At 56.3% G+C, this 25,481-nt stretch carries 29 protein-coding genes and 1 other RNA gene; 8 read left to right on the top strand and 22 right to left on the bottom strand.

Annotated features, from left to right (window positions below; all coding sequences use genetic code 11):
* Position 1: 1 nt before the first annotated feature.
* The 15 genes from glmM to V5T82_RS08385 all read right to left on the bottom strand — a co-directional run bounded on the left by glmM (position 2) and on the right by V5T82_RS08385 (position 14,505).
* Positions 2-1,348, bottom strand: coding sequence for a phosphoglucosamine mutase (gene glmM, locus V5T82_RS08455; RefSeq protein WP_332895177.1), 1,347 nt, complete (start codon positions 1,346-1,348; stop codon positions 2-4).
* Between the two features lie 99 nt (positions 1,349-1,447).
* A complete protein-coding gene (gene folP, locus V5T82_RS08450) occupies positions 1,448-2,272 on the bottom strand; it encodes a dihydropteroate synthase (RefSeq protein ID WP_332895176.1) in 825 nt (274 codons plus the stop codon).
* A gap of 79 nt (positions 2,273-2,351) precedes the next feature.
* A complete protein-coding gene (ftsH, locus tag V5T82_RS08445; RefSeq protein ID WP_332895175.1) occupies positions 2,352-4,307 on the bottom strand; it encodes an ATP-dependent zinc metalloprotease FtsH in 1,956 nt (651 codons plus the stop codon).
* A 241-nt stretch (positions 4,308-4,548) separates the two neighbouring features.
* Positions 4,549-5,607, bottom strand: a complete 1,059-nt coding sequence (gene tilS / locus V5T82_RS08440; RefSeq protein ID WP_332895174.1) for a tRNA lysidine(34) synthetase TilS — start codon at positions 5,605-5,607, stop codon at positions 4,549-4,551.
* On the bottom strand, positions 5,607-6,767 hold the full coding sequence (gene ybgF, locus V5T82_RS08435; RefSeq protein ID WP_332895173.1) for a tol-pal system protein YbgF: 1,161 nt from the start codon (positions 6,765-6,767) through the stop codon (positions 5,607-5,609). The genes tilS and ybgF overlap by 1 nt, the downstream gene beginning before the upstream one ends.
* A gap of 229 nt (positions 6,768-6,996) precedes the next feature.
* The gene (gene pal, locus V5T82_RS08430) at positions 6,997-7,479 is read right to left on the bottom strand and encodes a peptidoglycan-associated lipoprotein Pal (RefSeq protein WP_332895172.1); all 483 of its coding nucleotides are present in this window, start codon (positions 7,477-7,479) and stop codon (positions 6,997-6,999) included.
* Positions 7,480-7,646: 167 nt separating this feature from the next.
* Positions 7,647-8,978 carry a Tol-Pal system beta propeller repeat protein TolB gene (tolB, locus tag V5T82_RS08425; protein ID WP_442917424.1) on the bottom strand — a complete coding sequence of 444 codons (1,332 nt, stop codon included), beginning with the start codon at positions 8,976-8,978 and terminating at the stop codon, positions 7,647-7,649.
* Positions 8,975-9,883 (bottom strand): cell envelope integrity protein TolA, encoded by a 909-nt coding sequence (gene tolA / locus V5T82_RS08420; RefSeq protein WP_332895171.1) that lies wholly within the window; start codon positions 9,881-9,883, stop codon positions 8,975-8,977. The genes tolB and tolA overlap by 4 nt, the downstream gene beginning before the upstream one ends.
* Positions 9,884-9,895: 12 nt before the next feature.
* Positions 9,896-10,363 carry a protein TolR gene (tolR, locus tag V5T82_RS08415; RefSeq protein ID WP_442917422.1) on the bottom strand — a complete coding sequence of 156 codons (468 nt, stop codon included), beginning with the start codon at positions 10,361-10,363 and terminating at the stop codon, positions 9,896-9,898.
* Between the two features lie 2 nt (positions 10,364-10,365).
* Entirely contained in the window at positions 10,366-11,097 is a 732-nt protein-coding gene (gene tolQ, locus V5T82_RS08410; RefSeq protein WP_332895170.1) for a protein TolQ, read from the bottom strand.
* A 15-nt stretch (positions 11,098-11,112) separates the two neighbouring features.
* Complete coding sequence (ybgC, locus tag V5T82_RS08405) at positions 11,113-11,565, bottom strand: tol-pal system-associated acyl-CoA thioesterase (protein WP_332895169.1); 453 nt, start codon at positions 11,563-11,565, stop codon at positions 11,113-11,115.
* The gene (gene ruvB, locus V5T82_RS08400; protein WP_332895168.1) at positions 11,552-12,601 is read right to left on the bottom strand and encodes a Holliday junction branch migration DNA helicase RuvB; all 1,050 of its coding nucleotides are present in this window, start codon (positions 12,599-12,601) and stop codon (positions 11,552-11,554) included. Before ruvB ends, ybgC begins: the two co-directional genes overlap by 14 nt.
* Positions 12,598-13,236, bottom strand: a complete 639-nt coding sequence (gene ruvA, locus V5T82_RS08395) for a Holliday junction branch migration protein RuvA (RefSeq protein WP_332895167.1) — start codon at positions 13,234-13,236, stop codon at positions 12,598-12,600. Before ruvA ends, ruvB begins: the two co-directional genes overlap by 4 nt.
* Complete coding sequence (ruvC, locus tag V5T82_RS08390) at positions 13,237-13,734, bottom strand: crossover junction endodeoxyribonuclease RuvC (protein WP_332895166.1); 498 nt, start codon at positions 13,732-13,734, stop codon at positions 13,237-13,239. It lies immediately after the preceding gene.
* 24 nt (positions 13,735-13,758) lie between these two features.
* Positions 13,759-14,505 (bottom strand): YebC/PmpR family DNA-binding transcriptional regulator, encoded by a 747-nt coding sequence (locus V5T82_RS08385; RefSeq protein ID WP_332895165.1) that lies wholly within the window; start codon positions 14,503-14,505, stop codon positions 13,759-13,761.
* Between the two features lie 266 nt (positions 14,506-14,771).
* Between V5T82_RS08385 and V5T82_RS08380 the strand changes: the two genes are divergently transcribed.
* A complete protein-coding gene (locus tag V5T82_RS08380; RefSeq protein ID WP_332895164.1) occupies positions 14,772-15,323 on the top strand; it encodes an acyloxyacyl hydrolase in 552 nt (183 codons plus the stop codon).
* Positions 15,324-15,325: 2 nt separating this feature from the next.
* On the opposite strand, the gene V5T82_RS08375 is transcribed toward V5T82_RS08380, so the two are convergent.
* The 5 genes from V5T82_RS08375 to V5T82_RS08355 form a co-directional block, all read right to left on the bottom strand.
* Positions 15,326-16,135, bottom strand: a complete 810-nt coding sequence (locus V5T82_RS08375) for a TIGR00282 family metallophosphoesterase (protein ID WP_332895163.1) — start codon at positions 16,133-16,135, stop codon at positions 15,326-15,328.
* Positions 16,132-16,722, bottom strand: a complete 591-nt coding sequence (locus V5T82_RS08370; RefSeq protein ID WP_332895162.1) for a 5-formyltetrahydrofolate cyclo-ligase — start codon at positions 16,720-16,722, stop codon at positions 16,132-16,134. The genes V5T82_RS08375 and V5T82_RS08370 overlap by 4 nt, the downstream gene beginning before the upstream one ends.
* Positions 16,723-16,764: 42 nt before the next feature.
* Positions 16,765-16,920: non-coding RNA, 6S RNA (gene ssrS, locus V5T82_RS08365), on the bottom strand.
* A 13-nt stretch (positions 16,921-16,933) separates the two neighbouring features.
* Positions 16,934-17,257, bottom strand: coding sequence for a cell division protein ZapA (locus V5T82_RS08360; RefSeq protein ID WP_332895161.1), 324 nt, complete (start codon positions 17,255-17,257; stop codon positions 16,934-16,936).
* Between the two features lie 12 nt (positions 17,258-17,269).
* Positions 17,270-17,500, bottom strand: a complete 231-nt coding sequence (locus V5T82_RS08355; RefSeq protein ID WP_332895160.1) for a DUF4164 family protein — start codon at positions 17,498-17,500, stop codon at positions 17,270-17,272.
* 407 nt (positions 17,501-17,907) lie between these two features.
* Here V5T82_RS08355 and gap point away from each other — a divergent pair, with 407 nt between their 5' ends.
* Positions 17,908-18,915, top strand: a complete 1,008-nt coding sequence (gene gap / locus V5T82_RS08350) for a type I glyceraldehyde-3-phosphate dehydrogenase (RefSeq protein WP_332895159.1) — start codon at positions 17,908-17,910, stop codon at positions 18,913-18,915.
* A 70-nt stretch (positions 18,916-18,985) separates the two neighbouring features.
* On the opposite strand, the gene V5T82_RS08345 is transcribed toward gap, so the two are convergent.
* Positions 18,986-19,249, bottom strand: coding sequence for a hypothetical protein (locus V5T82_RS08345; RefSeq protein ID WP_332895158.1), 264 nt, complete (start codon positions 19,247-19,249; stop codon positions 18,986-18,988).
* On the bottom strand, positions 19,246-19,500 hold the full coding sequence (locus V5T82_RS08340) for a hypothetical protein (RefSeq protein ID WP_332895157.1): 255 nt from the start codon (positions 19,498-19,500) through the stop codon (positions 19,246-19,248). The genes V5T82_RS08345 and V5T82_RS08340 overlap by 4 nt, the downstream gene beginning before the upstream one ends.
* Before the next feature lie 95 nt (positions 19,501-19,595).
* Between V5T82_RS08340 and thiE the strand changes: the two genes are divergently transcribed.
* The 6 genes from thiE (at position 19,596) to V5T82_RS08310 (ending at position 25,464) form a co-directional block, all read left to right on the top strand.
* The gene (gene thiE, locus V5T82_RS08335; protein ID WP_332895156.1) at positions 19,596-20,222 is read left to right on the top strand and encodes a thiamine phosphate synthase; all 627 of its coding nucleotides are present in this window, start codon (positions 19,596-19,598) and stop codon (positions 20,220-20,222) included.
* A 115-nt stretch (positions 20,223-20,337) separates the two neighbouring features.
* Positions 20,338-21,144: a GGDEF domain-containing protein gene (locus V5T82_RS08330; RefSeq protein ID WP_332895155.1), complete on the top strand. Its 807-nt coding sequence runs from the start codon at positions 20,338-20,340 to the stop codon at positions 21,142-21,144.
* A gap of 104 nt (positions 21,145-21,248) precedes the next feature.
* A complete protein-coding gene (gene efp, locus V5T82_RS08325; protein WP_332895154.1) occupies positions 21,249-21,818 on the top strand; it encodes an elongation factor P in 570 nt (189 codons plus the stop codon).
* Positions 21,819-21,869: 51 nt separating this feature from the next.
* Positions 21,870-22,661, top strand: a complete 792-nt coding sequence (locus tag V5T82_RS08320; protein ID WP_332895153.1) for an inositol monophosphatase family protein — start codon at positions 21,870-21,872, stop codon at positions 22,659-22,661.
* Between the two features lie 161 nt (positions 22,662-22,822).
* On the top strand, positions 22,823-24,211 hold the full coding sequence (locus tag V5T82_RS08315; protein WP_332895152.1) for an OmpA family protein: 1,389 nt from the start codon (positions 22,823-22,825) through the stop codon (positions 24,209-24,211).
* A gap of 77 nt (positions 24,212-24,288) precedes the next feature.
* The gene (locus tag V5T82_RS08310; RefSeq protein WP_332895151.1) at positions 24,289-25,464 is read left to right on the top strand and encodes a flagellar motor protein MotA; all 1,176 of its coding nucleotides are present in this window, start codon (positions 24,289-24,291) and stop codon (positions 25,462-25,464) included.
* Positions 25,465-25,481 lie beyond the last annotated feature (17 nt).

Here is a 25,481-nt window from a genome sequence, read left to right as displayed (position 1 = left end):
CTTACGCCGCCGATTTGGAAATAAGATCGACCAAACCGTCCACGACTTCGGCAACCAGGCCTTCGTTTTCGCCTTCGGCCATGACCCGGATCAGGGGCTCGGTCCCGGATTTGCGGATCAAGACACGGCCTGTACCATCCAGGCGTTTTTCTGCATCGCCGATGGCCGTTTGCACGCTGTCGAGTTCCAACGGTGATGTGCCTTGGAAGCGCACGTTTTTCAGCAACTGCGGAAACGGATCGAACAAGCGACACGCCTCGGACGCAGGCTTTCCATTGCGGCTCAACACCGCCAAGACCTGCAACGCCGCCATCAAACCATCACCCGTGGTGGCATAATCGCCCAAAACAATATGTCCGGACTGTTCCCCGCCCACGTTACAGCCCGAGCGGCGCATTTCTTCGACGACGTAACGATCGCCGACGCCGGTGCGTTTAAGGCCGACGTCTTGGCCTTCCAAATACTTTTCGAGCCCTAAGTTCGACATGACGGTGGCCACCACATGGCCGCCTTTCAAAAGACCTGAACAGTTCCAGTCGGCAGCAATCAAACCCATCAATTGATCGCCATCGACCAACTGGCCTTTTTCGTCCGAAATCAAAACCCGGTCCGCGTCGCCGTCCAACGCAATGCCAATGTCAGCCCCGTGTTCGACCACAGCCGCCTGCATGGCTTCGGTGGCCGTTGATCCACATCCGTCATTGATGTTGAAGCCGTTGGGCGACACGCCGATCTTGACGACTTCCGCACCCAGTTCCCAAAGGACCTCGGGCGCGACTTTGTAAGCGGCACCATTGGCACAATCCAAAACGATCTTCATCCCATCAAGGGATGACTGTTTGGGGAAGGTTTGTTTGACGTATTCGGTATAGCGTCCCACCACGTCGTCCAGGCGCTTGGCCCGGCCCAAATCGGCAGCGTCCGCCAATTCGGGGGCCATGTTGCTGTCGAGACGCTTTTCGATTTCCATCTCGACGTCGTCAGACAGCTTGTAGCCGTCGGGACCAAAAAACTTGATGCCGTTGTCGTGGTAAGGGTTGTGGCTTGCCGAAATCATCACGCCGAAATCCGCACGCAGCGAACGCGTCAGCATCGCCACCGCCGGCGTCGGCACGGGCCCGGACAAAATCACGTCCATGCCGCAGGACAAAAATCCAGACGTCAGAGCATTTTCCAACATGTAACCGGAAAGACGTGTGTCCTTGCCGATGATCACACGGTGGCGGTGATCGCCGCGTTTGAAGTGCAGCGCAGCGGCCTGCCCCACCATCAAAGCTGTCATCGCCGTCATGGGGTGTTCGTTCGCTTTGCCGCGAATGCCATCAGTGCCAAAGAGTTTGCGTGTCATAGTTTCAACGTTTCGTTTTTGTGACTATTTGACTTACTTTTACGCCAATCCACCTTAAACAGGGGTAAATTTTGGTTACGGTTCTTTTCAAGCCCTAAATCAGGACAAGTCAATCGCCGTCCAAACGTCCAGAGCTTGTTTGGTTTCCAAGACATCATGAACGCGCAGGATGTGTGCGCCGCGCTGCACGCAGGCCAAAGCCGACGCGATGGATCCGGGCAAGCGTTTCTTCGGGTTTTGCTCACCCGTCACGCCGCCAATGAAGCTTTTGCGCGACAGTCCCATCAGAACCGGCAAGTTCAGTCGTTCATACATGCCAAGCTCGTTCATAATTTCAAGATTGTGCTGCAAGGATTTTCCGAACCCAATCCCCGGATCAAGCGCGATACGGTCACGGCGAATGCCCGCCTCTTCGCAGGCTTGTACACGTTCGAACAGGTATTCAAAAACTTCACGAGGCGCGTTGTCGTAAAAAGGATCAGCCTGCATGTTACCGGGTTTGCCTTGCATATGCATCAAGACCACCGAAGCTTTGGCATTGGCCACAACGTCCATGGAACGTCGGTCGCCGTTGAGCGCGGTGATGTCGTTCACGATCTCCGCCCCGGCGGCCAGGGCACTTTCCATCACCACCGCGTGGCGCGTATCGATGGACACACACACACCCGCGTCAGCTAAACGTTCGACCACTAAGATGGTGCGATCCAGCTCTTCGGCGATGGAAACCGTCTCAGCCCCGGGACGCGTGCTTTCGCCACCGACATCGACAATGTCCGCGCCTTCGTCCACCAAGCGCAAGCCGTGTTCGACGGCGGCGCTGACACCGACATGCTCACCGCCGTCGGAAAAACTATCCGGCGTGGCGTTGACGATGCCCATGATCAACGGGCGGTTAAGTTCGAAACCTGCAAACGTTTTGGTCATAACATTCCCCCGGGTCTTCCCCCGAAAACGGCAAACCCCGCCTGTCGAGCAGGCGGGGCTTTCCGATTAAGCCGCTCCGTTAACCTTCCGGTTGGGGCTCTGCGCCCAAACCACCGGAGCTGTCGTCTTTCTTTTCTTTCGCAGCACCCTTGCCGGACGTCGGCACGGATGCTTTGCGCCCGCCGTCCGAAGGCGAATCATCCGGATCCGGACGATGGACACCTTTACCATCGATCAAGTCTTTGACTTCATCACCCGAAAGCGTTTCGTATTCTAACAGGGCTTGAGTGACGGCTTCCAACTGATCTTTGTGATCGGTCAAAATGCGACGCGCGTGGGTTTCTGCCTCGTCGATTAAGCGGCGCACTTCTTCGTCAATCAGGTTGGCGGTTTTTTCCGACACGTTCTTGTGCTGGGTCACAGAGTGGCCCAAGAAAATTTCTTCGTCGTTGTCGGTGTAGCGCAAACGGCCCAGCTTGTCGGAGAACCCGAACTCAGTCACCATGCGCCGCGCCATGCCGGTGGCTTGTTGAATGTCGTTGCCGGCACCCGTGGTCACGTTTTCTTCGCCAAAGATCAGTTCTTCAGCCATGCGACCGCCAAACATCATGGCGAGCTTGCTTTCCAATTGAACGCGCGAGAACGTGTATTGATCGCGTTCCGGCAAGTTCATGGTTACACCCAGCGCACGTCCGCGCGGGATAATCGTAACTTTGTGCAACGGATCGGATTTCGGCATGTGAATACCGACCAGGGCGTGACCGGCTTCGTGGTAGGCCGTCAGCTGCTTTTCTTCGTCCGTCATCACCATGGACCGGCGTTCCGTGCCCATCATGACTTTGTCTTTCGCGGATTCAAAGTCCGACATGGTGACCACGCGCTTGCCTGCACGCGCCGCCAACAAAGCGGCTTCGTTCACCAAGTTGGCCAAGTCGGCCCCGGAAAAACCGGGCGTGCCACGTGCAACAACTCGTGCATCGACGTCAGGCGCCAACGGAACTTTGCCCATGTGCACCTTCAAGATTTTTTCACGGCCCAAGATGTCGGGGTTGGGCACGGTGACTTGACGGTCAAAACGACCGGGACGCAGCAAAGCCGGGTCCAAAACGTCGGGACGGTTGGTGGCCGCGATCAAGATCACGCCTTCGTTCGACTCGAACCCGTCCATTTCCACCAGCAATTGGTTGAGCGTTTGTTCGCGCTCGTCATTGCCGCCGCCGAGACCAGCGCCACGATGGCGGCCCACAGCGTCGATCTCATCGATAAAGATGATGCACGGTGCGTTCTTTTTGCCTTGCTCGAACATATCGCGCACACGCGATGCACCGACACCGACGAACATTTCGACAAAGTCGGAACCGGAAATGGTGAAGAACGGAACGTTCGCTTCGCCCGCAATGGCGCGCGCCAACAACGTCTTACCGGTGCCCGGAGGGCCAACCAGCAAGCAGCCTTTCGGAATTTTACCGCCTAAGCGTTGGAACTTGTGCGGGTCTTTCAAAAAGTCGACGACTTCTTCCAGCTCTTGCTTGGCTTCGTCGATGCCAGCGACGTCTTCAAACGTCACGCGGCCTTGTTTTTCGGTCAGCATCTTAGCCTTGGATTTACCAAAGCCCATTGCTTTGCCGCCTGCGCCGCCTTGCATTTGACGGAACAGGAAAATCCACACACCGATCAAAATCAAGAACGGCAACATAGAGACCAACATACCGGTGAAGGAAAATTGCCCATCATCCGACGGCAGTGCGGCGATCTTCACGCCGCTTTTGGACAGCGTTTCCACAAGCTTGGGATCGTCCGGCGCATAGGTCGAGAACGTGGTTTTGTTCGTCATATGACCGGTGATTTGCGTTCCCGCTTTACCGGTCTTGATGGCGACATCGGCCACTTCACCGGCTTCGACTGCGGCCAAGAAATCGGAATACACCATCGGAGCCGCCGCGCCCTGGCGCTGACCGCCTTGGAACACGTTGAACAAAGCAAACAGCAATACGGCGATGATGACCCAGAAAACGATGTTTCTGCTGAAGTTCAAGGCAACTTCCTTTCTTAAGTCCACGCCCCTTAGTCGGGTCGCGAACGGTCATGGTTTGACCGTCTCGATGTGACGCAAAAGTGCGCTTCCACAGACGCTCCAATCAATGTTGGGCTCCTATAAAAGCCTGAATTTCAGCGCTTCACAACTGTTTGGGAGGAAAATAGGCCCTCAAAAGCAGTATTGACGGTTCGTGTTCCCATGGATTTAAGCGTTTTGAGGCATCGGGGCAAGGGCGGTTTCACACTTTTTGATCAGATTGCCCCACCTTTTGCACAGCTTTTCGCGGACGTTCGGGCTGGATCGTCAAGACATCCCGCCCCTGGTGCGTTGCACGGCGCAGTTCACACCCCGCCAAAGTTCGTGCAGGCTGGGAAGAAACCCCACAAACCCAACGACTTAGACGTTCCAGCTTATCTGCTTGCGGGCCATAGGCCTGACCACCCACCTGTTTTAACACCTGCGCCAGTGCAAGATTGAGAACCACGGGCTCCGCTTGGCACAGTTGGTCCCGGTCCAAGGTGACGGGAACGCCGTTCACCTGATTTACAATCAGGGGGTCTGCAGCCCCTTCCAGAACATCGCGCAGCTTGCCCAGCGCCTCAGCCGTTGCGGCCAAACGTTGTGCATGAACCCCTTCTGCCGCCAAATGCTTCAACATTTCGCGCGTACGCACCCGTTCAAACGCCATGTTGTAGTTGGACGGGTCTTCAACCCAGTCTTGATTGCGCCTTTCCAAAGTCGCCAACAGTCGCGATTTTTTCACTGACAACAAGGGACGGTGAATAAGCAATCCATCGCGTTCAAAACAACGCCGCATTCCGGCCAGCCCCATCAAGCCTGACTTTTTGCGCATCCGCATCAAAACGGTTTCGGCTTGATCTTCCAAATGGTGCGCCACCAACACCTGGTCCGTCTCATGGGACCTGCACCATTGTGTCAAAGCGTCATAGCGCATTTGGCGCGCGCGTTCTTGAAGGCGGGCGGCGGGCTTTTGGTCCCATTTCAGGGTCAAAATATGGTGTTCTATCCCCCGCGCTTTGAGCCAAAGTCCAACTTGTCGCGCTTCGTCGGCAGATTCTGTGCGCAAGCCGTGATCCACCGTGACCGCACACACTTTCACACCATTGTCTTGGGCCCAGTCGTGGGCCAAAAGACACAGCGCCATGCTGTCAGCCCCGCCGGAAACGGCGACGGCGATGGTGTTGGGAAGCACCGCTTCAACCGGACGACACGCCCGCACCAGCTGAGAAAACTCTTCGGCTGTTAAAGGGGTGTCGGCGCGCGAGCCTGGGTTCATCACTTACACTTCAGACGTTTGACTTCGCGGTCCAAGGTTTTTTCGACGGTGGGCTTCAAATCTGTGAATTCCTTGCGCAATTTCCCGAACGTGGCGCAGGCTTCTTCAGATTTTTCCAAATTCGCCAAAGACATGCCCAGCTTCAACAGGCTATCGGGGGCTTTGGAGCCTCCGGGTGCGCCTTGATAGGCTTCGAAAAACGTTTGCGCCGCGTCCATGAAGGATTTGCGCACGTAAAAGGTTTCCGCCAGCCAATAGCGTGCATTGCCAGCCAAAGCATCGTCACCATGGACGGCGATAAATTCTTTCAAGGCTGCTTCCGCTTCGGTGTAGCGGGCTTGACGCATCAAACCGAAGGCAAATTGATAGCGTTCTTTGGGGCTGCCTTCGGGCAACACACCGGTCTTTTGCGGTGCGGCTGCAGGCGCGGGCGTTGCCGCAGGTTTTGCAACGGGAGCCATGGCCGTTTGCGCAGGGTTGGTTTCACCTTCTTTGGTGAGCTGATCGACAGAGTTCTTCGACACTTTTCCAAGCGAGCCAAAGTTTGCACCCTTGGGCGGAATATAGGTGCCATCCTTGCTGACGGTGCCTTTTTCCACAGGCAACTCGGTCGCCGTCGGCGGCGCCAATCTCCCGGCCGAGGTCACGCTCGAAACGCTGGGTGCGGTAGACACCGTTGGCTGGCCCCCAAAGGTTTGCATCGGTTGCGGAGCGGGAAAGTCACCTTGGGCCGTGCCTTCCAGTCGGCCCAAACGATAGTTCATACCCGTGATCAAGCTGTCGACACGTTGGTTCAACTGATTGATTTGGAACGTCAGGTCTTCCACCATGCCGGTGGTTTGGCGCAGTTCATATTCCATATCGTTCATGCGCACGGTGACCCGCGTCAACGCGCCCTCGCCCCCGGCGGCTTTGAGCTCTTTGGTGTCCATGGGCGTCACCGCCGTTGGCATGGCCGCATCGGCTGCGACGGCTTGGTCCGCCGTGACGCCGCGTGCAACCTGGCGGTTCAGCGTGCGGATATCGCGCTCCAACCGCTCAATCCGGTTCAGCAAAATTTGCAAATCCGAACTTTGCGCGAAAACAGGTTCGGCAATCGACAACACCAGCGCCGCAACAGCAGCACCGACAAGAGCGAAACGAATACGAAGAACAGTCATGAAATGCGTCCGTGGTTCAAAACAATAAACAAATACGCCTACCCCGCCTTTTTAAAGCCTGAGCCCTTAAAGGATCAATAAGGACCTTGCGGTGAATTTCCGGCGAAATTAGGGCGAGGTGCGATTTTTCACAGGGATAACACAAAAACAAAACGCCCGCCCGATCCCCTTTGGGTCGGACAGGCGCTCTGATTAGGTCAGCCCCGAACGGGACTTCGGTCGAAACAGCTTACTTGAGCGTCGTCACAGCACGACGGTTTTTGGCCCAAGCGGTTTCGTTGGAGGCCGGATCTTCAGGACGCTCTTTACCGTAGGAGATGGAGGAAACGCGGTTTGCGGCAACACCCAAGGTGGACAAATAGTCAACCACTGCGGTGGCGCGGCGTTCGCCCAATGCCAAGTTGTATTCACGGGTACCGCGTTCGTCGCAGTGACCTTCGATGGCAACATTGACGGCCGGGTTTGCAGCCATCCAAGCAGCTTGTTGCTGCAGGGTGTAGCGGGCTTCGGCTGTCAGGTTGTAACGATCGAAAGCGAAGAACACGCGATCGCCGACGTTAACTTTTAGGTCTTCTGCGGAACCCGGAACGATGCTCGCTGCGCCGGTACCTGCACCGGAACCGGACGTCGAAGCGGTTTCAGAAGTCGGAGCGGTGCCGCAAGCAGCCAACACGCCCGCAACGGCAATCAGACTCACAATTTTGAAACGCATTAGGTATCTCCCATTCATTGGAGCGCCCACAAATTGGGCGGATATCGATGTTTTAACACTCGAAACTGATGGTTTTATGTCAACAAACAGCTTCACTTAACTTATCCAAGACAGACTGACCCCTGGAATTATTAGGTTTTTCCTTTCGGGACTATATGACGTGCGTTCTAAGGAATCAAGGGGGACCACGCCGGATCTGACGCATCACCGGGTGTTTTGACTTCCCGCTCGTTATGTCCGGTCAAGTCTATGGAGAAAATACGTGTTTTCCCACCGCGACCATATTTGTCAGATTTTTCCTGACGAAAGAACATCAACACCCGGCCATTGGGCGCCCAGGTGGGGGCTTCGACCAAGAACCCTTTGGTCAGCAAGCGCTCGCCAGAGCCGTCCGGCCGCATCACGCCGATGTAGAACTCACCCTTATAAATTCTTGTAAATGCAATCAAATCTCCGCGCGGCGACCAGACAGGCGTGGCGTAGCGGCCTTTGGAAAAGCTGATCCGGTGCACGCCCGTGCCGTTCACGTTCATGACGTAGAGCTGCTGTTTGCCGGAACGATCCGAGTTAAACACCACCCGTTTGCCGTCCGGCGACATGCTCGGAGAGGTATCAATGGCGCTGTGATGGGTGATTTGACGTTCTTGTCGGGTGGCCAAATCCATCAGATAAATTTCGGAATTACCCTGCTTGGTCATGGAAAAAATGACGGATTTTCCGTCCGGTGAGAACCGTGGCGCAAAGGTCATGCCCGGAAAATCGCCCAAAACCTCTTGGCGGCCACTGTCGATATCGAAGATATACACGCGGGGCACGCCGTTATAGTAGGACAGGTAGGTGATTTCCTGACGATCCGGCGAGAAGCGCGGCGTCAGCACCATATCTTGGCCTTTGGTCAATTCGTTATAATTCTCGCCGTCTTGGTCCATGATGGCGAGCTTTTTGATCCGATTGGTTTTCGGACCCGATTCTGCGATGTAGACAATGCGGGTATCGAAGTAGCCATCTTCACCGGTGATACGTTTGTAAATGGCATCCGCGACAATGTGTGCCACACGCCGCCAGTTGCCCGGAAGGGTGAAGTACGCCATGCCCTCCATTTGCGTTTCGGCCAACACGTCCCACAACCGAAATTCAACTTTCATGCGCCCGTCCACGGTCATTTCGATCCGGCCTTGCACAAGGACTTTGGCATTGATGATCCGCCAATCGCCAAAGCGCGGCAGGATGTTCAGGCTTTCGACATCTTGAATAAAGGCCTTTTTATCGATGGGCAGGAACAGGCCCGATCGCTCTAAGTCCGCCGCAATGACACCGGCAACGGACGCGCCGAGTCTCTGTTCCCCTTTGCCTTCGCCATAAAAATCGGCGATGGCCACAGGCATGGGTTCCGCCACGCCTTGGGTGATGTTGATTTCCAGCTCAGCCTTGGCCGCCCCTGAAATCAGCAGCGGCATGAGGAACGCCAAAACGGCTATTAAACGAACAGAGTGTGTCATAGGCCAAACATATCCCTCGGGTCGAAGTTGAGCTTCATGGTTTTCCATCGCTGGTATTTTTCAGGTGGCAGTCTAAACGGTTGGCAGCGTGGGTCCAGTGTTGCGCGCAAAGCACTTTCCGCCATGGTCTTATAGAACGGGTCTGTCTGCATCCGCCCGCCGTTCAAAACGCGCGATTGTTGGACCGTGCCGTCAGGGTTCATGACCAAACGGATTGAGATCAGCATTTCATGCGCGTTCTTAGCCCCTGCAGGTAAGTTCCAGCACCGCTTGATTTGCTGCTTAACCAAATCCTTCTCAGAGATGGTGAGTTCTGGACCGACATCCGTGCGCGGATTGTCCGACGCCAGCGCGTCTTTCATCATATCCGCAAAATCAGGTTTGGCCTGTTTCTCGTCTTTTTTCTCTTGGCGCGGCGCGGTTTTGAGATCTTCCAGCGTTTTCAACACCGACGCAAACTGGTCGGGCGGTGCGGGGCGGCGCGGCGGAATGGGCGTCGGCGCACGCTTTTTCTTCGCAGCCGTTTTCTTGGGCTCAGGCTTGGGCTCGGGCTTGGGCTTGGCTTCTTTTTTAGGCTTGGGCTCTGGCACCACGACCGCGACCTTTTCGACCTCTGGCTCGGGTTCGGGCTCGGGTTCAGGCGGCTGTTCCACCGACCCTTTGGGGGCCGGTGGCGGGGCTGGCGGTTTGGGCGGCGGTTTGGGTTCTGCTTTCGCAACTTCCGCTTTTTTCGGTGCGTCTTTTGGTTTGGTCGGCAGGTTGGTTTGATCGCTCACCGTGATGATTTCAACCGAGATGGGGACATCTTGGCTGTGATCAATGTCTGTAAAAGACGGCAAGCCCACGTACCCCGCGACCACCAGGACGATGTGAAAGAGAACCGAAAACGCAGCGTTGCGATACAAGCCCGGCCTCCCCTACTTCTTCGCTTTTTGAGGCGTAGCGAACTTCTGCGTGGTGATCAAAGCCACCCGGCTAAAGCCTGCGGCGTTGAGCGTGCCCATGACCTGCATCACCGTGCCGTAATCAACGTTCGCGTCGCCGCGCACAAAGATGCGCACTTCCGGATTGTTGTTGGAAATGGCCTGCAGGCGCGGCACAACCTTGTCTAGGTCGAACGGCGTGTCTTGCACGTAAACCGTACCTTCGCGGTCGATGCTGACGGCCAAAGGTTCGTCCGACCCTTTAATGGCCCCCGCTTTGGTTTTGGGCAAGTCAACCTCGACCCCTACGGTCAGCAGCGGGGCGGTGACCATAAAGATCACCAACAACACCAACATCACGTCCACAAACGGCGTGACGTTGATTTCCGCCATGGGGGGGCGTTTTTTGGCATGGCCAAAGGTGTGCCGTCCGCCGCCGGAATTGTGGAGCATGCCCGCCATGATCAGTTCTTATCTTCCATTTGACGCGACAAGATCGCAGAAAATTCAACGGCAAAGCCGTCCAAGCGCGCGGTATAGCGTTCCAAATCGCGCGAGATTTTGTTGTAGGCCAACACCGCCGGAATAGCCGCCAAAAGGCCCAACGCGGTGGCAAACAAAGCTTCGGCAATACCAGGAGCCACAACGGCCAACGACGTATTTTTGGACACCGCAATGGATTGGAAGGAATTCATAATCCCCCAAACGGTGCCGAACAGACCGATGAACGGTGCGGTCGAGCCGGTGGACGCCAAAAACGTCATGTACCGTTCCACCCGCGCCATTTCACGCGATACGGTGATGTGCATGACGCGTTCAATCCGCTCACCCAGAGACGTGCTGGCGATACTCGATCCCACATGACCTTTCTCAGCCGCGCGGCGCCATTCGCGCATGGCGGAAATGAAGACCGCACCCATGGGGTCTTTGGGCTGGTTGCCCATGGAATCGAAAATCGCGTCCAGGCTTTGTCCGGACCAGAAGTTCTTTTCGAACTGGTCGGCTTGGCGGTTCAGCTTTTTCAAGCTGGTGAGCTTTTCAAAAATGATTGCCCAGCACCAGACCGAGGCCAAAAGCAACATGACGATCACGCTTTTGACGATCCAATCCGCACGCCAAAACAATGACATCATTGAGAAATCCGGTGCAGCGACAGACCCACCCAGGGTCACCGCATCGATTACACTGCCTTCCATATTGAACTTCCAGTCCTATTCATTTTCGTCCGGTTTGACGAACGTTTGCAAAAGATTGCGGACATTTTGGGGCAAGCGCCCCGGTCCGCCCGTTAATTTCATACAGGCCAATTGGATATAAATCGTTACCAACAGCTCATCACCCCGCAAAATACGTTGTTCACCCTCAATTCTGGCACCTTTCAGGCTGGTGAGTTTGAGCTCCACATCCAACAAATCGTCCAGACGTGCCGGACGGCGGTATTCGGCAGAAACCTTGCGCACCACCAGTGCGATGCCGTGTTCGTCTTGAATGGCTGAGTTTTCCAAACCTAAGTGGCGCAGCATCTCAGAGCGTGCGCGCTCGGCGAATTTCAAATAGTTGGCGTAATAAACGACACCGCCCGCATCCGTGTCTTCGTAATATACGCGCACAGGCATGACGAAGGTGTGACCGTCGACGCGGCCGGCAAGATCAGTGCTCGTCATCCGCGCCCCCTTCAATCAGCTCCAGCTGCGCCGCTTCTTTGGGTGCTTTTAAGCCAATGTGGCGAAACGCTTGTGCGGTCAACGCGCGCCCGCGCGGCGTGCGCATCAAGAAACCTTGTTGGATCAAGTAAGGTTCGATCACGTCTTCCAAAGTGTCGCGTTGTTCGGACAGGGCCGCGGCAATGGTTTCCACGCCAACGGGTCCACCGCCGTAGTTTTCAGCAATGCAAGACAGGTAACGCCTGTCCATATTGTCGAGCCCCGCTTTGTCCACATCCAGACGCGTCAATGCACCGTCTGCCGCCACAGCATCGACCACCTCACGGCCAGCGACGTTGGCGAAGTCGCGTACACGCCGGAGCAAACGCCCGGCCACACGCGGTGTCCCACGCGAGCGCCGGGCAATTTCCAACGCACCGTCTTCGGTCATCTCAATGCCCAACAAGCGCGCGCCCCGTTGCACGATGCCGATCAGCTCTTCGGGTGAATAGAACTGCAAGCGCAACGGAATGCCAAAGCGATCGCGCAGCGGTGTCGAAATCAAACCCGAACGGGTCGTCGCACCAATCAACGTGAACGGTGGTAAGTCGATACGCACCGAGCGCGCCGCTGGGCCTTCACCAATAATCAGGTCCAGCTGAAAATCTTCCATGGCGGGGTAGAGAATTTCTTCCACCACCGGGTTGAGACGGTGAATTTCGTCGATGAACAACACATCGCGGGGCTGCAAGTTGGTGAGGATCGCGGCCAAATCGCCTGCCTTCGCCACCACAGGGCCAGACGTTGCGCGAAAGCCCACGCCCAGTTCACGGGACACGATTTGCGCCAAGGTGGTTTTGCCCAGTCCGGGCGGGCCATAGAACAGCGTGTGGTCCATGGCTTCGGTGCGCCCACGCGCGGCTTCGATAAAGACGCCTAAGTTTTCACGCACTTTTTGTTGGCCGACAAATTCGTCCAAGGACGTGGGGCGCAACGCGTGCTCAGCGTTGTCCAGGCTTCCAGCTTCGGTGTCGATCATGCGCTCTTCGTCGCTCATCGGCCGTGCTCCTTAGGTCCCAACTCGGCCAAACCGCCTTTGATGAGCTCTTCAACGGAGGCGTCCTCGCTCAGTTTGGAGGCCGCGTGGCTCACAGCTGTGAGCGCGTCCGTCGGGCTGTAGCCCAAGTTCGCCAGGGCAGACACGGCATCGCGGGTGTTGTCGCCACCGATGGCAACGTCTGAGCTGGCCGCGACTTTGACACCCTTAGGCGCGGCTGCAGGGCCCAGCGCCATCTTGGCGACTTTGTCTTTCAACTCTGTACAGATGCGCGCGGCCAGTTTCGGACCGACACCGTTGGCCCGGCCCACTTGCGCTTTGTCGCCTGCAGCAATAGCGTGGGTGAGCTCATCGCCCGACAGTACGGACAAAATCGCGAGACCGACTTTTGCGCCAACCCCTTGAACGGTGGTCAACACCTTGAACCATTCGCGTTCGTTGGTTTCTAAGAACCCATACAGATGAATGTGATCTTCGCGCACGTGAGTTTCCACGTGAACCGACGCTGCTTCCCCCACCGCTAAACGGCTGAGTGTGCGGGTCGAACAAAAAATCAAATAGCCAACACCGCTCACATCGACAACAGCCCAGCCATCGCCCACCTCTTCGATGATGCCTTTGAGTAGTGCGATCATCTAGCGTCCCCCTGCAACAATACGATTTTGCGTTTCACGATGGTGGGCATGACAGATCGCGACGGCCAAGGCGTCGGCGGCGTCGGGACCTGCATTGCCGGAGCCCGGGAGCAAGGTTTTCACCATCATGAGAACTTGCTCTTTGGCCGCATGACCTGCACCCACGACGGTTTTTTTCACCAAGTTCGGCGTGTACTCACCCACTGACAAGCCCAAACGCGCCGGTACCAAAAGCGCAATGCCGCGCGCTTGGCCAAGCTTCAGGGTCGAGGTCGGGTTCTTGTTGACGAAGGTTTCTTCGACGGCGGCCTCACCAGGCTCCCACGTGGTGATGACCTCCTCAAGACCGTCGTGGAGTTCCATCAACCTGTCAGCCAAAGCCATTTTGGCGTTCGAGGTCACGGTGCCTTCGGCGACGAAGCTTAAACGGTTGTCGCGTGCTTCTATGACGCCCCAACCGGTGCGCTGCAATCCCGGATCGATGCCGATGATGCGCATGCGCTATGCTCCTCGCCGGACCGCCTAAGCGCTCAGCTTCTCCATGATTTCGTCAGATACTTCGAAGTTGGACGACACGTTTTGAACATCGTCGTTGTCTTCCAAGGTATCGATCAGCTTCAGCATGGTGCTGGCTTGCTGTTCGTCCAGTTCGGTCGTGGTGTTGGGCACCCATTCCAAACGCGCACCCGTCGGGTCGCCGAACTTTTCGATCAAAGCGTCGCGCACGCCGGAAAAATCATCCGGATCGCAGGTGATGACATGACCGTTGTCGTCAGACGTCACATCCGCCGCACCAGCTTCCAAGGCTTCTTCGAACATGGTGTCGGCGTCCGCTGCGTCGGCGGCATATTCAATGACGCCTGTGCGCTCAAACATAAAACCGACCGAACCGGTCTCGCCCAAGTTACCGCCGTGCTTGGTGAAGGTCGAGCGCACTTCCGAAGCCGTACGATTGCGGTTGTCTGTGAGCGCTTCGACAATCACTGCGACACCACCGGGGCCGTAGCCTTCGTAACGAATTTCGTCGTAGTTTTCGCCATCGCCACCCGAAGCTTTCTTAATCGCGCGCTCGATATTGTCTTTGGGCGTGTTGTCGGCACGCGCCGCGATAATGGCGTTGCGCAGCCGTGGGTTTTTGTCCGGGTCCGGCATGCCGGATTTCGCCGCGACGTAAACTTCACGCGCGTGTTTCGCAAAGACTTTTGCGCGTTTTTTGTCCTGCGCACCTTTGCGGTGCATAATGTTCTTAAACTTACTATGGCCTGCCATAACTCTTCGCCTTGGTCTTTTAAAACTGTCTGAGCGCGCACATGGGCCAAGCCTGGACCAAGACCGCATGCACGCAGCCGAATCTTGTCCCGTATGTATAGCACACCGGACAGCTGAAAACGTTAGGGGTTTTCTAAGGTGACATGGGGCTCAGGGCAAGAACTCACTTCAATTTAGCCCCTCTTGCGCCGACATGAACGCGCCCATTGCGTGAAACGCGCGTTAGCCCTACACTCCCCGTATTGTCACACAAACGAGCGGTCAAGATGTTTCACATTTTCAAATCCTTATCCCTATTCGCCTTTAGCGCAATTCTAGTCGCGTCGATCGGGCTTCCCAGTCAGGCTGCAGACCTTGTACACGAAGTCAAACTGGGCCTTTTGCACCATGATACGGGTGGTCTGTGGAGCGGCACGAATCGCGAAAGCGGTGTGGACTTGAACCTGGAAGCCATTCTTGAACCGAGCACGGCGTTCTTGTCCGGTACCGTTCGCCCTGCTGTCGGGGCCAGCCTGAATTCGGGCGGTGACACCTCAAAAGCATATATCGCCGCACGTTGGGAAAAAGATTTGACCGATGACGTGCAATTCGCCTTGGGCGTGGGCGGTGCTGTCCATAACGGCAACACCAAGCTCACCCGCAATGACCGCAAAGCGTTAGGCTCTGAGGTGTTGTTTTATTTTCCCTTTGAGCTGAGCTACAGCTATGCGCAGGACAAAAGCGTGTCGCTCTTTTACGATCACGTCTCCAATGCGTGGCTGGCCAGCCCGAACGAGGGCATGGACACGCTTGGCATTCGCTTCGGATTTTCTTTCTGATTTTAAGGCGTGATTTCCGCCAACCGACCGCCTAGGCGCACAGGACTGATGCGTATCGCCAAGCCCGTTGTATCATCGGTTTCGACATAAACGGCGCACAGCGTCCCCTCGCCCGAGGCAGGCTCTAAACGCTGGGTTGGCATTTTGGACGTAAAGCGCCCAATGGCCGGTTCCTTGGTCATGCCGATGACGGAATTGTAGTCCCCACACATGCCCACGTCAGTTTGGTACGCCGTTCCGTTCGGCAAGATTTGCGCATCCGCCGTGGGGATATGGCTGTGGGTCCCCGCAATCAGCGACGCGCGCCCGTCGAATGAATGCCCCATGGCCATTTTTTCGCTGGTGGCTTCGGCATGGATGTCGATCAGGACAAAATCCACCGTTTCCCCCAGACGTTTGTTGAGCATCGCCGTGCTGACGGCGGCAAACGGGTCGTCCAGCGGATCCATGAACAAACGCCCCATGGCTTGGATCACCACCACGGTTTTGTCGTCCTTGGTTTTGTAAACCCCCAGGCCTTTACCGGGCGTGCCTTCGGGGTAATTCACCGGGCGCAGCAAGCGGGGCTCGGTGTCGATGAAATCGATGATTTCGCGCTGATCCCAGGCGTGATTGCCGGTGGTGATGACATCTGCACCGGATTCGAAAAACTGTTCGCAAATCGCAGCTGTAATACCAAAACCGTGGGCCGCGTTTTCCCCGTTAACAACGACGAAGTCCAACTCCAGCTCTGCGCGCAATCTGGGCATGTGATCCAAGACGGCCTTGCGGCCCGATTTCCCCACAACGTCCCCGATGTACAAAACCTTCATTGAATTTCTATCACTTCTTGTTCGGTGATGATCCAGTCCAGGCGCTGGTCATATGGGTCTGTCGGCACTTGGTCAACTTCCTGGGCGCCGTAAGCGACACCGACCGCCGTGCACGCTCCGGTCTTGCGCAACACTTCGATGGTGCGATCATAATAGCCCCCTCCCCAGCCCACACGAAAGCCCTTTCGGTCAAACGCCAACAGAGGCACCAACAAAACGTCGGGGCGCATCAATGGCGCGGTGTGTTCGGGATGGTACGTTGCGTGATCTCCTTCGACCAAGGCCTCGTCCGGCCGCCACGCACGAAAGCGCAACGGGCGATCTTTACCAGCCACTTCTGGAAGGGTCATCAAAACGCCCATGCGGTCCAATGCCACCATGGCCGGGCGGACGTCCATTTCCGTGCCCATGGGCCAGTACCCCGCCAAGATCGGTTCGTCCTCATAAGCCGCAGACGCCGCGTTCCAAGTTTTGAAAAGGTTTTCGAAAAAGCCCCGCACACCGTCGTCGCCCAAAGCCTCGGCGGCCTCGGCGCGCAGCTCTTTGGCGCGCACACGCAGATGATCTTTGGGGCTGACTTCTCGCATGGTCAATTCCAGAAGTAGGGTCAATTCCAGAAATAAGGTGGACGGTGCCGCAGCAACCGTTAGCCGTTGCAATCCTCTGTGGCCTGCTGATGCAGGTGGGCGCCGTGATGCCGAACCCACGAGTCCGGCAGGGACAGCTCCCGAGGAAGACTTATAGCCCCAGGGAATGTCGTGGCCCCACGCATTGCGCAGCGGACCGTCCTTGCGGAACTTAGGCGTTCTCCAGCTCAGACGCAATGCTTTCGATGCGCACGGCCATGGATTCAAGTGCTTGGGCGAGCTGTTCTTCATCCACGCTCGATGTGGGCTGAGGGGGGGCGGACGGCCCTTCGCTATTGAGTTCGGCCAATTCATCGGCCATCAACAATCCAGCCATGGCCAGCAAGCGCGCTTCGCCGGCTTGACCTATGGCGGCGACCAACTCACCAACCTTGGCGTCGACCGCGCCGGCGAGATTGAGAATATGCTGTTCTTCCCCATCCGCGCAGGCAATGTCGTAGGTTTCATTATTAATCGTGATGGAAACTTTTGCCACGTTCCGCCCCTTCTACGCTTCAAGCTTAGCTTTAAACTTGGCGATGGTCCCGTCCAAGCGCGCTGAAGTGCTGCCCAAAACAGAGCGCAATTCCTGATTTTCGCGGCCAAGGGCATCAATTTGATTTTGAAGCGCCGATGCGTCAGGAGAATCCGAAGGCTTGGAAGCGATGGCGGCTTCCAGTCGGCCAATGGCTTGGCTCAGGCGGTCTTCGGCTGCTTTTAAGCGGTCTGGCGCGCTCACGACAAATTTCCTAGATAACTCCGACAAGTGAGGCTGAGAATAGGCATGTGCCCATGGGATCGTCAACCACCTCAACCACTTATATCCGCGTCTTTATGCAGAACTTTTGCACAAACCTACCCGCTTGATGCAAAACACCTACCCACGCGAAACATAGGGGATTGACCCCACTGGGCAGGCCGGGCATTGTGCGGACCATCATCGTTGCTGTGGGATGATTTTGAGACGTTTCCATAAGGTTTCCAGGCATTTCAATCGGTTGACGCCTTTTGTCCACACCAGCCCTACCCTTAGGAGTTGGTTGCCCGCAACCCGCCGGGGTGTTCGTGCCGCGAAGCCCTTATGTTAGAAAAAGCTCAACTTAATCATCTGAACACAAAATTTGAGTTTTTTAGGGAGCTAATCTTATGGCCATTCGTGTTGGTATTAACGGTTTCGGTCGCATCGGTCGCATGGTGTTTCGTGCGGTCACTGACGAAGCAGAATTCAGCGACATCGAAGTCGTCGGCATCAACGATCTGTTGGACGCCGAATACCTTGCATACATGCTGAAGTACGACAGTGTTCACGGTCGTTTCAGCGGCGACATCGCAGTTGACGGCAACAATCTGGTTGTTAACGGCAAAACCATCCGCCTGACCGCAGAGCGCGACCCGGCTGACCTCAAGTGGGGCGACGTCAATGCTGACATCGTGATCGATTCCACCGGCTTCTTCCTCACCGAAGAAAGCTGCCAAAAGCACATCGACGCTGGCGCCAAGAAAGTTGTTCAATCCGCACCTTCCAAAGACGGCACCCCGATGTTCGTCTACGGCGTGAACCACAACGACTACGCCGGTCAAGCCATCGTGTCCGCTGCATCTTGCACGACCAACTGCTTGGCTCCGATCGCTAAGGTCCTGAACGACAACTGGGGTCTGAAGCGCGGCTTGATGACCACCGTTCACGCAGCAACCGCAACGCAAAAAACCGTTGACGGCCCGTCCATGAAAGACTGGCGCGGCGGTCGTGGCATCTTGGAAAACATCATCCCGTCTTCCACCGGTGCGGCTAAAGCTGTTGGCGTTGTGTTGCCGGAACTGAACGGCAAACTGACGGGCATGGCGTTCCGCGTCCCGACGTCTGACGTTTCCGTGGTTGACCTGACGTGCGAGCTGGACAAAGAAGCCACCATGGACGAAATCAACGCTGCCATGAAAGCTGCTTCCGAAGGCGATATGGCTGGCACCTTGGGCTACACCGACGAAAAAGTCGTTTCCACCGACTTCGTCGATTGCGCTCAGTCCTCCATCTTCGACGCCGAAGCCGGCATCCAACTGGACGGCACGTTCGTCAAAGTTGTGTCCTGGTACGACAACGAATACGGCTACACCTGCAACATGATGCGCTTTGTGAAGCACGTCGCTGCAAACTAAGTCTAGCCGGACTTAAAAAGAAAGCGGGGCCCCCTGGAGTTTATAGGGTAGGCTCCGCTTTTTTTGTGGGCTATTTTGTGAGGCGATTGGACTTGGAAAAGCCCTTGGCGGGAAGCTGGGACGCGGGCAATGTGCGCAGTTCGAGCTGTTTCAGGCCGGGCCAGTTCTCATCAAGTTTACCCAGCACCGCATCCACATACTGCGGATTTTCCTTCAAGGGCATCAACTGTCCATAGCTTTTGACGCTGGCCACACCATCTTTGTAATCCAACAGCCAAATGCCTTCGGTGCGGGTCTCGAGGTTAGGGTTCCGCTTTTTCAGCTTGGCTTTCACAATGAGCTTTTGCGCCACGTGAGAGAAAACGGCAGTTGATCGCCGTTTTTGAGCGTTAAGCCCTCGACCTCGTTTCTGAGCACGCGCTGTACCGTGATGGACGGTTTGTCGGCATCCCAACCACCGTCCAAGGTGCCAATAATGCCAAGCGGGTTGTCGAAGGCTATTTCTTCCACCAAGCACGACCCGCAAGCTTCAGATTTAAAGGACACAAGTGTGAGCACGGCAAAAACCGCTATGCGAAGGAGCATATGTATCGTCTCTTACTGGCCTGGCGCGCGCAAACCGTATCGAATTTTAGCACATCGCGCTAGGCGCAAACGACGCGCCCGCGTATGATGCAGCCATGAGCATACAAATCTATCTGATCACCCCGCCCAAATTCGATCCCGAAGTCTTCCGTTCAAAGTTTGTTGAAGCTTTGGACGCAGGCGACGTGGCTTGTGTGCAGTTGCGCATGAAATCCAAAGACGGCGTGCCAGCCCCCCGTGACGAGGTGCGCCGTGCCGCACAAATCTTGATGCCCGAAGCGCAAAGCCGCGACGTCGCGTTTTTGATCAACGACGACGCAGAGCTGGCAGCTGAAATCGGCGCCGACGGCGTGCACGTGGGCCAAGACGACATGACGGCCAAACAGGCCCGCCAAATCGTCGGCAAAGACGCCATCGTTGGTGTGACGTGTCACAATTCGCGTCACTTGGCCATGGAGGCTGCAGAAGACGGTGCGGATTATGTCGCGTTCGGCGCATTTTATCCCACGGACACCAAGACCGCAAAAACCCAGGCCGATCCTGAAATCCTCGAGATTTGGACCACAATGACCACCGTGCCCTGCGTCGCCATCGGCGGCATTACAGCGCAAAATGCCCCGCCCTTGATCGAGGCCGGAGCTGAATTTATCGCCGTCATTTCCTATGTCTGGGATCATGCTGATGGGCCGGGAGCGGCGATCAAAACGTTGAGCGCACTTTAAAAATACAATTGGACGTAGACAATGGTCCAAAAACCTGACAATTTCGCCTAAATAAGCTGTAGATTAAGTTAAATTGGCTTAATTTGATGGGGCCAGACAAACGTGAGCGACAAACGTGAGCAGTGCAAACGATTTCGTTAAGTCGATCAGCGACTTACACACCAGCGCCGGGCGCATTACCAGCGGCCTGGAAAGCGTTGTGCAAGCCATTGATTCGATTGCAAAAGAAAACGCACCCTACATCAAAAACCCAATGCCGGGCAAAAATGGCGAAGCCATTCAAGAACTGCTGGATACGATCCGCCAACAGATCACCGAAGTGGTCGATCACGGGCGCAGTTTCGAAGACAAGCTCTCGGATTATTCCTCTGAGATCACCGACCTCACGCAGCAGCTTGAAAAAACCAAAAAAGATTCCATGCTCGACCCCATCACCGGGATTGGCAATCGCAAGCGCTTTGAAGAGGCTTTGAAGACGATTTTAGAATCGCTTTCCGACTTTAACAATCAAGTGTCTGTCCTGCTGGCCGACGTTGATGACTTTAAAAACGTCAACGACACTTTGGGCCACCACATTGGCGATCAGGTCTTGCGCTTGGTGGCCAGCGACTTCAAGCAGAACCTGAAGGGTGGCGATGTGGTCGCGCGTTGGGGCGGTGATGAGTTTGCTGCGATTTTGCCCAACACCACGTTGGAGAACGCTTATTCCGTAGCCGATTCCGTGCGCAAATCCATCGGTTCGCGAAAACTGAAGAACACCACCTCCGGCGAAGTCGTCGGACAGATCAGCATGTCCATCGGTGTGTCCACCTATCGCCAAGGCGACAACGCCCACAAACTGATTTTCCGTGCCGACGAAGCCCTTTACGAAGCCAAGCGCCAAGGGCGCGACCGCGTGGTCGTCGAAAAAGAAGACGACTAAGCCCCTTGTGCTTGCGTCCAGACCGCGTGAGTGCTAGCTTCCGCGCGGTTTCGGCCCACAATTGGGGCTGAGTTTTTTGTTTCAGTTCTTTCATTGGTGAAGTCATGAAGATTAACGGTAACGCCATCCGTCCCGGCATGGTCATCGAACATCAAGGCCGCCTGTGGCGCGCGGTGAAAATCCAACACACCCAGCCCGGCAAAGGCGGGGCGTACCTGCAAGTTGAACTACAGGCCCTGGAAAGCAATACCAAGCTCAACGAACGCTTCCGTTCCTCTGAAACGGTTGAGCGTGCGGTGCTGGAACAGCGTGCGTACCAATTCCTTTACACTGACGGTGAAACGTACACCTTCATGGACAACGAAACCTTCGAACAAATCGATCTGCCCGCCGACTTCATCGGCGAAGACCAGATCCCGTATTTGCAAGAAAGCATGAACGTCGAAGTCGAAAGCCATGAAGAGCGCCCGCTCGGCATTGCGCTGCCGCAAACGGTGGTCTGCGAAGTCACCGAAGCCGACGCCGTGGTCAAGGGCCAAACGGCGTCTTCCAGCTACAAACCGGCTACGTTGGACAACGGCGTACGCACCTTGGTGCCGCCGCACATCGAAACCGGCACCCGCATCGTTGTGAACACCGAAGACGGCTCTTACGTGGAACGCGCGAAGGACTAAGTCCTGCGCCGCCCTGCCGATTACACAGCCAGATTAAGAAAGACCAAGACCATGGCTCATCCCCGCTCTGCCCTTTTGAACGTCATGACGGCCGCGGCCCAAAAAGCAGCCCGCCGTCTGGTGCGCGACTTCGGTGAAGTCGAAAACCTGCAGGTGTCCAAAAAAGGGCCGGCGGACTTTGTCTCCATTGCGGACAAAAAAGCCGAAGAGACCTTGGTCAAAGAGCTTTCCAAAGCACGCCCCGATTACGGTTTCGTTTTGGAAGAAGGCGACGATATCGCAGGCAAAGACACGTCGAACACTTGGGTCATCGATCCCTTGGACGGCACCACCAACTTCTTGCACGGCATCCCGCACTTTGCCATTTCCATTGGTTTATTGCGCGACAACGAGCCGTTTGCTGGGGTGGTTTACAATCCCATCGTCGACGAAATGTTTTGGGCTGAAAAAGGCCAGGGCGCGTTTTTGAACGGCCGTCGTTTGCGCGTCTCGGGTCGTGAAAAGCTCGCCGAATGCCTATTTGCCACGGGCATTCCGTTCATGGGGAAAGTCAAAGACAAAGACCGTTACCTGGACCGTATCAATTCGGTCACCAGCGTGTCTTCCGGCATCCGCCGGTTTGGTTCGGCGGCGCTCGATCTGGCGTACGTTGCAGCTGCGCGTTACGACGGGTATTGGGAAGCCGGATTGAACCCGTGGGACATCTGTGCAGGCATCACTTTGGTGCGCGAAGCTGGCGGTCTGGTCAGCGATATTGAAGGCAAGCGCAAGGTGATGGAAACCGGCTCTGTCATCGCCGCTAATCAGAAGGTTCACCCCTTGCTCACCAAGTTGGTGAAATAGCCCTGATATCCGCCTAAAAACCTGATGTTTTCCGCGCTAGCCAAAGCTGTTGTCTGAGCGTGGGCGCGTTGTTATGGTGTTTGCCAATTGAGAGCGTTCGGATTCGCGCAAAACTCTTGGTTCGAAACAAGGTGCGCGAAGGTCGGGGGAGAGATAACACTATGAAAAAACGCCACAATATCCAGGTTGCACGACGCATCTTGGCCAAAGGCTTGGACCCACGGCGATTGAGCATTTCGGCTCTTGCCATTGGTTTGATCACTGCCAGTGCCGCACCTTCAAGTGCGCAAACCAATTTTGTGGTGGATTTGGCGGACCCCAACGTTCATGTCGATCTCAGCGTTCTCAACGATGGTGGACTGGCCCCGCAAATGGGAGCGCCAGCGCCCATGGGCACTGCTCCGATGACACAATCCAGCACGGGTGGTTACGCGGCGGGCGGCTATAAGACCCCGGGCAAAAAAATGCCGGTTTCTCGCCTGCATATTCAGCCCACCTCTCAATTTAAGCTTCCGCCGCAAACCAAACCCATTGAGGTTCCGGTTCGCGCCGCCGTCGCGAAACCGCAATCGCAGCCGATCGCACCGATGCCCAAGCTGGAACCCATACCCGAACGGCTTCCCGCGCCTGTGCCGCCCGTGGCGATGAAACCCATCACCCCGCCGCCGCCCCCCATGGCTGAAATCGAAGCGCCAAAACCGATGCCTGAGCCCGCACCGGAAGTTGCAGCTGCGCCTGAGCCTGCTCCGGCCCCAGCTCCCACCCCTGCTCCAGTCCAGGCCCCAGCGGAAAAACAAGACGTTGCCACCATTTTGGAAAATGTGCCTGCTGCGCCTGAACCCGTAAAACCCGTTGAGGCGACCCCGCCGGCTCCAACACCTGCACCTGTCGTAGAAGTCAGCGAAGCGGCGAAAGAAGCTGTCGAAGAGGTCGCCAAGGCTGAACCGGCTCAAGAAGAGGTGAAGCAACCTGTTCAATTGGAAGCCCCGCCACCACCGCCGCCCGCTTCCGACGAAATCAAAGAAGTCGCTGCGGCCCCCACGCCGCCTGCAGCGCCTGCTCCCCAACCGGAGCCCGCACTGACACCTCCGCCCGCAGCCGTTGAACACGACGAAACCGACACCGCCTCTGCGCCTGCTACGGTCAAAGACGTTGAAGCCTCCATGGTTATCCCGCCAAAGGCCAAAACGGTCGAAGACGTTGCCGCCGTTCCGCCCTCTACCGGTTCGTTGACCGATGGGCAGAGCCTGCGCATCTTGTTTGACGCAGACTCCTCCAAACTGCCGCCTGCGGCGCGGGATCAATTGGCTGAGATTGCCAACAAACTCCAAAGCCAAGACGATATGCGTCTGCAATTGTTGGCATACGCCGCCAACCCCGATATGTCCGCCAGCGCGGCACGGCGTTTGTCCTTGTCCCGTGCTTTGGCGGTGCGTTCGTTCCTGATTGAAAACGGCGTGCGCTCAACCCGCATTGACGTTCGGGCATTGGGCAACAAATCGTCCGACCCGCAAACGGAACGCGTCGACATCACGGTTGTAGAACGGTGAAATCGGTCCTAACGCCAACTTAAATCCTTCGCCATAGCCAAAAGATAGAGACGTGCGCGCCCATGGAAACTGAACAGATGTCCAATCCACACCGTTTCCTTTTACGCCTGGTGCTGTTTTTGATCGTCGTGTTCGGCGCCGCTGGAGCCATGTATCAGCCTTTGATGGCGGCCTTCATGGCCAACGCACCCTTGAACGGTTTGATCGTCGGTGTGTTTGTTTTGGGCATGGGCTATAACTTCCGCCAAGTCATTCAACTGGGCCCTGAAGTTAAATGGATTGAAAGCTTTCGCGAAAGCCGTTCGCTCGAAGCCCAACGCCCCCATATTGCCTCCACCGATGGGCCTAAACCCAAATCGCCTGCACCAGCACCACGCCTGCTGGCACCCTTGGCGGCCATGGTCGCGGGACGTTCCGAAATTAAACTCAGCGCCATGGCGTTGCGCTCGGTGCTTGACGGCATAGCGTCGCGCTTGGACGAACAACGCGACATTTCGCGCTACACCATCGGTCTGTTGGTGTTCTTAGGCCTCTTGGGTACCTTTTGGGGATTGTTGGACACCTTAGGCGCAATTCGTGATGTGATCGCCAACATTCAGATTACGGGTGGCGACACCGGATCCATGTTCGACGATTTAAAACAAGGTCTCGAAGCCCCTCTGGCAGGCATGGGCACAGCGTTTTCCAGCTCCCTGTTCGGTTTGGCGGGTTCGCTTATCTTGGGCTTTTTGGACCTCACCACGGGCCAAGCGCAAAACCGCTTTTACACGGAATTGGAAGACTGGCTGGCAAGCTTGGCAAAACTATCCGGCGGCACGCTCAGCGCCGACGGCGACCAAACCGTTCCGGCCTATGTCGAAGCGCTTTTGGAACAAACGGCAGAAAGCCTGGAAAACCTGCAACGCACCATGGCGCGCGGTGAAGAAACCCGTATTCATACGTCCGAAGCGTTGACGCAGCTGACGGAAAAAATGAGCACCATTACCGACTTCATGCAGACCGAGCAGGTCATCATGAAGAAGCTGGCCGAAACGCATATGGAGCTCAAACCCAGCCTTGAACGTCTGGCCGATGGCGTCGGCAGTGGCGGCGGCGGCATGGACGAAGCCACCCGCACCCATATCCGCAACATTGACTTGGCCGTTTCGCGCATGCTTGAAGAAACCCGCTCGGGCCGTGAAGAACTAGTCGGCCAAGTGCGCAGTGAAATCAAACTCCTGGCCCGCACCATGGCCGGACGCGGTGACGCTTAAAGCGCGAGGAGACACCT

The sequence above is a fragment of the Magnetovibrio sp. PR-2 genome (genome assembly GCF_036689815.1).
GTDB lineage: Bacteria > Pseudomonadota > Alphaproteobacteria > Rhodospirillales > Magnetovibrionaceae > Magnetovibrio.
Note: the sequence above shows the minus strand (reverse complement) of the source record. Positions and strands in the feature narration are given on the sequence as shown.

Coding starts and splice junctions, on each gene's coding strand:
- glmM (WP_332895177.1), bottom strand. CDS start 1,348: ATGACACGCAAACTCTTTGGCACTGATGGCATTCGCGGCAAAGCGAAC.
- folP (WP_332895176.1), bottom strand. CDS start 2,272: ATGACCAAAACGTTTGCAGGTTTCGAACTTAACCGCCCGTTGATCATG.
- tilS (WP_332895174.1), bottom strand. CDS start 5,607: ATGAACCCAGGCTCGCGCGCCGACACCCCTTTAACAGCCGAAGAGTTT.
- ybgF (WP_332895173.1), bottom strand. CDS start 6,767: ATGACTGTTCTTCGTATTCGTTTCGCTCTTGTCGGTGCTGCTGTTGCG.
- pal (WP_332895172.1), bottom strand. CDS start 7,479: ATGCGTTTCAAAATTGTGAGTCTGATTGCCGTTGCGGGCGTGTTGGCT.
- tolB (WP_442917424.1), bottom strand. CDS start 8,978: ATGACACACTCTGTTCGTTTAATAGCCGTTTTGGCGTTCCTCATGCCG.
- tolR (WP_442917422.1), bottom strand. CDS start 10,363: ATGGCGGGCATGCTCCACAATTCCGGCGGCGGACGGCACACCTTTGGC.
- tolQ (WP_332895170.1), bottom strand. CDS start 11,097: ATGGAAGGCAGTGTAATCGATGCGGTGACCCTGGGTGGGTCTGTCGCT.
- ybgC (WP_332895169.1), bottom strand. CDS start 11,565: ATGACGAGCACTGATCTTGCCGGCCGCGTCGACGGTCACACCTTCGTC.
- ruvB (WP_332895168.1), bottom strand. CDS start 12,601: ATGAGCGACGAAGAGCGCATGATCGACACCGAAGCTGGAAGCCTGGAC.
- ruvA (WP_332895167.1), bottom strand. CDS start 13,236: ATGATCGCACTACTCAAAGGCATCATCGAAGAGGTGGGCGATGGCTGG.
- ruvC (WP_332895166.1), bottom strand. CDS start 13,734: ATGCGCATCATCGGCATCGATCCGGGATTGCAGCGCACCGGTTGGGGC.
- V5T82_RS08385 (WP_332895165.1), bottom strand. CDS start 14,505: ATGGCAGGCCATAGTAAGTTTAAGAACATTATGCACCGCAAAGGTGCG.
- V5T82_RS08380 (WP_332895164.1), top strand. CDS start 14,772: ATGTTTCACATTTTCAAATCCTTATCCCTATTCGCCTTTAGCGCAATT.
- V5T82_RS08375 (WP_332895163.1), bottom strand. CDS start 16,135: ATGAAGGTTTTGTACATCGGGGACGTTGTGGGGAAATCGGGCCGCAAG.
- V5T82_RS08370 (WP_332895162.1), bottom strand. CDS start 16,722: ATGCGAGAAGTCAGCCCCAAAGATCATCTGCGTGTGCGCGCCAAAGAG.
- gap (WP_332895159.1), top strand. CDS start 17,908: ATGGCCATTCGTGTTGGTATTAACGGTTTCGGTCGCATCGGTCGCATG.
- V5T82_RS08340 (WP_332895157.1), bottom strand. CDS start 19,500: ATGCTCCTTCGCATAGCGGTTTTTGCCGTGCTCACACTTGTGTCCTTT.
- thiE (WP_332895156.1), top strand. CDS start 19,596: ATGAGCATACAAATCTATCTGATCACCCCGCCCAAATTCGATCCCGAA.
- efp (WP_332895154.1), top strand. CDS start 21,249: ATGAAGATTAACGGTAACGCCATCCGTCCCGGCATGGTCATCGAACAT.
- V5T82_RS08320 (WP_332895153.1), top strand. CDS start 21,870: ATGGCTCATCCCCGCTCTGCCCTTTTGAACGTCATGACGGCCGCGGCC.
- V5T82_RS08315 (WP_332895152.1), top strand. CDS start 22,823: ATGAAAAAACGCCACAATATCCAGGTTGCACGACGCATCTTGGCCAAA.
- V5T82_RS08310 (WP_332895151.1), top strand. CDS start 24,289: ATGTCCAATCCACACCGTTTCCTTTTACGCCTGGTGCTGTTTTTGATC.